This window comes from Sediminibacterium salmoneum NBRC 103935 (assembly GCF_000511175.1).
Lineage (GTDB): Bacteria > Bacteroidota > Bacteroidia > Chitinophagales > Chitinophagaceae > Sediminibacterium > Sediminibacterium salmoneum.
In genome coordinates this window covers 1,993,835-1,997,735 of record NZ_KI866530.1, presented here as the reverse complement: position 1 = coordinate 1,997,735, position 3,901 = coordinate 1,993,835, and the positions used below count along the sequence as shown (strand labels likewise).

The 3,901-nt window shown below is 41.5% G+C and carries 3 protein-coding genes; all 3 read left to right on the top strand.

Features of this window, described 5'->3' with window-relative positions:
* The first annotated feature begins 245 nt into the window (after window positions 1-245).
* Window positions 246-1,706 (top strand): TolC family protein, encoded by a 1,461-nt coding sequence (locus P767_RS0109275; protein WP_051417265.1) that lies wholly within the window; start codon window positions 246-248, stop codon window positions 1,704-1,706.
* A 10-nt stretch (window positions 1,707-1,716) separates the two neighbouring features.
* A complete protein-coding gene (locus P767_RS0109270) occupies window positions 1,717-3,096 on the top strand; it encodes an efflux RND transporter periplasmic adaptor subunit (RefSeq protein WP_026764275.1) in 1,380 nt (459 codons plus the stop codon).
* A 91-nt stretch (window positions 3,097-3,187) separates the two neighbouring features.
* Window positions 3,188-3,901: NAD(P)H-dependent glycerol-3-phosphate dehydrogenase (locus P767_RS16615; RefSeq protein ID WP_037351712.1), on the top strand; the 714-nt coding region annotated here is incomplete at its 3' end.

The window sequence follows — 3,901 nt, the reverse complement described above, 5'->3', positions numbered from 1 at the left end:
GATAACTTCGTATAATGTATGCTATACGAAGTTATTACGCATTGCTATTCAGACCCCACAGACTGCCCTGGTAGAACCGGGGTTCTGGCAGCTTTCATGGCCATCTATTTTATCAGTCAGCGATTAAAAAAGGGATAAAATCAGTATAAACTGCCTTTCATACTATTATAAACACAAAACCATCCCTTTCCTTTCCGTCTGTCTAAATTCTGTAAAAGCCTCGCCGAATAACTTATTTTTGTTCTATGAGGAATTTACTTTTAACCGTGTTCGGTTGTTTTACGTTGGGGGGGCAGTTAATGGCCCAGCCTACAACAGACAAATGGAACCTGCAGCGCTGTGTTGAATACGCTGCCAAAAACAATATTTCTGTTAAGCAGGCGGATGTTCAGGCCCGTTTGGCAGCATTGGAAGTAGAACGTACCAAACTGGCCCAGTATCCTTCGGCCAGTGCCAATACGAACGTGGGTACACAGTTTGGTAGATCCATTGATCCTACCACGAACTTGTTTACCACTACGCAACTATTATTCCAGCAGCTGAACCTGAATGTAAACGCCACCGTTTTTAACTGGGGAGCTTTAAAGGCAGACAGGCAGATTGCCGGATTCAATGCACAGGCTGCTTTAACAGATATTGAGAGAATTACCAACGATGTTTCCTTAAGCATAGCAACATTTTACTTGCAGGTGGTAGCTGCCAAACAGCAGATTGCCATTGCGGAAGTGCAGGTTGGACAAACAGCCTCTCAGCTGGGCTTTACCCGTAAGCGGGTAGCAGCGGGAACCCTGCCGGAATTAAGCTCTGCAGAAATTGAAGCGCAATTAGCCCGGGACAGCAGCACAATGGTAAGCGCAAAAGCTACTTATCAGCAGGCGGTTATTCAGCTAAAAGCTGCGATTAACCTGGATATGTCTGTTCCTTTTGAAGTGGAAATTCCTGCCGTTAATGCGATACCCTTGCAGCCATTAGGAGAATTGGATCCCGCAATGTTGTATCAACTGGCATTGAATAATCAGCCCGCACAAAAAGTAAGTGACTTTAGAATTAAGTCGGCTGAAGCATCTATTAAAAGAGCTAAATCGGCATTCTATCCAACTATTTCTGCCTTTGGTGGAATGGGTTCCAACTTTGCCAATGCGGCTACTACTGTTACCGGAGCTAATGTAATAGGGGTAAGACCTACTACTAATTTTGTTACTGTTAATAGCCAGAACTATCAGGTATTTCAGCCAGATATTCAATTGACTTCGAGCAAGCGGAACTTTTTCCAGATGTGGAATGGATGGGGTGGCCAGATTGAGCAGAACTTCAGACAGAATTTTGGCTTTAATATTCAGATTCCCATTTTTAATGCGGGTTCTGCACGCTTAGGCTACGAACGTTCTAAACTGAATTTAAGAACGGCTCAGATAAACAGACAACAGGCAGATCTTACTTTGCAGCAAAATATCTATCAGGCGCATACCAATGCAACTGCAGCTATGCAACGTTTTCTGGCCAGTGAAAAATCGGTGGAAGCTTCTCAGAAAGCATATGATTACGCAAGTAAACGTTTTGAGGAAGGTTTGTCTACAACACTGGATTTAATTACCAGTCAGAACAATTTGCTAAGAGCAAAGCTGGATCGTTTGAATAACCAGTTCGATTATATTTTTAGAATCAAACTTTTAGAATTTTACAAAGGCCAAGGAATCAAATTATAAAAAGCAATTTATGAGTAAGAAGTTAATCTGGATTATTGTAGGACTGGTGGTAACCATTGGTGTTATCATTGGACTGAAAAAAGCAGGGGTGATTGGAAAGGAAGAGGGCATTAAAGTAACTGCTGAAGCCGTACAGCGCAGAACCATTATAGAAACCGTAAATGCCAGCGGTAAAGTATATCCTGAAATTGAAGTAAAAATCAGTCCCGACGTAAGCGGTGAGATTGTTGAATTGGCAGTAGCTGAGGGAGATACCGTAAAACGCGGTCAGGTATTGGCCAGAATTTATGCGGATATCCTGAACTCGCAAAGAGACCAGGTGGCTGCAGGTGTTAGTCAGCAAGAAGCACAGGTGTCTAATACCACTGCGCAGTCTGCTGCCATTAAAGCAACTTTGGATCAGGCAGAAATTCAATACAATCGTCAAAAGAAATTATTAGAAGAAAAAGTAATCAGCCGTCTGGAATTTGAACAGGCAGAGCAGGCAGTAAAATCTGCACGTGCCAATTACAATGCGGCAATGGAAGGTATCAAAAGTGCAAAAGCCGGTGTGCAAAGTGTTCAGGCACAATTAAACAGAGCCAATAAAGATATCGGAAGAACCTTAATTACTTCACCAATGGATGGTGTAATCAGTTTACTGGCCATCAAGAAAGGTGAGCGTGTGGCGGGTAACAGTTTTAACGTTGGTACCGAAATGATGCGTGTAGCAGATATGCGCAGTTTTGAAGTAAGAGTAGATGTGGGTGAAAACGATATTCCTAAAGTGAAAATTGGTGATACAGCCATTGTAGAAGTAGATGCTTATACTTCCAGAAAATTCAAGGGTATTGTTTATAAAATTGCCAACCCAAGTACAGGTAATAATTTAACTGCCAATGCTACAGCAGAAGTTACCAATTACAAAGTGCATATTCGTTTATTACCAGAAAGCTATACTGATCTGGTAGTTCCTGGTAAGTCTTTTCCATTCCGTCCGGGTATGACAGCCAGTGCTGATATTCAGACAAGAAGTAAATACAATGTATTGTCTGTTCCTTTGAATGCGGTAACTACCAGAGATAGCAAGGAAGACCAGAAGGAAAAGAAAGAGGAGAAGAAGTCGGATGGAAAAGTTGCGCAGGTAGAAAAAACAGAACAGAAATCAGTATCTTCTGATGACACAATTGAAGAAGTGGTATTTGTGTTGCAGGCGGATAACAAAGTGAAAAAAGTGAAAGTAAAAACTGCTATTCAGGATCTGAACAATATTGAAGTAACGGAGGGATTGAAAGAAGGAGATAAAGTAATTACCGGTCCATATTCCATTGTAAGTAAAATGCTGAAAGACGGCAATTTGGTAACAATTGTGGAGAAGGATAAACTATTTGAGGAGAAGAAAAAAGACTAAAATCTTTTATAATGCTTATGCAAATGGACGGCTCCGGTCGTCCATTTGTTTTTCTGTATGTTTGCTGAATTAATAGCGATAAATCAGCCATATGCAGTTTGGAATCATAGGAGGTGGAAGCTGGGCAACCGCTTTGGCCAAAATCCTCACAGATAACGGTAACACCATTCACTGGTATATCAGAAACGAAGAAAGTATTCAATCTTTCAAGAAACGCAGGCACAATCCCCATTATTTAAGTTCAGCCTATTTTAATCCGGCACAATTACACCTGGATGCAGATATCAATGCTGTAATTGAAGCATCAGAAGTAGTCGTAGTGGCTGTTCCTTCTGCTTATGTAGAAGAAGCTTTGCTACAGGTTTCAGCAGACAAGTGGGTAGGGAAGAAGATTGTTTCTGCTGTTAAAGGAATAACACCAACCAAGAATCAACTGCTGCATGAGTTTCTTAACGAGCATTTTCATATACCCTTGGAGCAGTATTTTACTTTATTGGGTCCCTGTCATGCCGAAGAAGTAGCTGCTGAAAAGCTTTCCTATCTTACTTTTTCAGGGGTAGACGCCGATCAGACAGCAGCAATTGCCAAATACTTTACTACGGATTATATTAATACTGTGGTTAATACAGATGTAGTAGGGGTGCAGTATGCTGCCGTTATGAAAAATATATACGCGTTGGGTGCCGGAATTGCCCATGGCTTGGAATACGGGGATAATTTTCTGAGTGTTTATATAGCCAACTGTGCCAGCGAAATGAGTGCATTTTTAGAAAAAATTGCCCCGGGCTCCTGCCAGGAAAATAAC

What these genes read in the sequence shown, in the direction of transcription:
- P767_RS0109275 (WP_051417265.1), top strand. Translation starts at nt 246, where the DNA reads ATGAGGAATTTACTTTTAACCGTGTTCGGTTGTTTTACGTTGGGGGGG.
- P767_RS0109270 (WP_026764275.1), top strand. Translation starts at nt 1,717, where the DNA reads ATGAGTAAGAAGTTAATCTGGATTATTGTAGGACTGGTGGTAACCATT.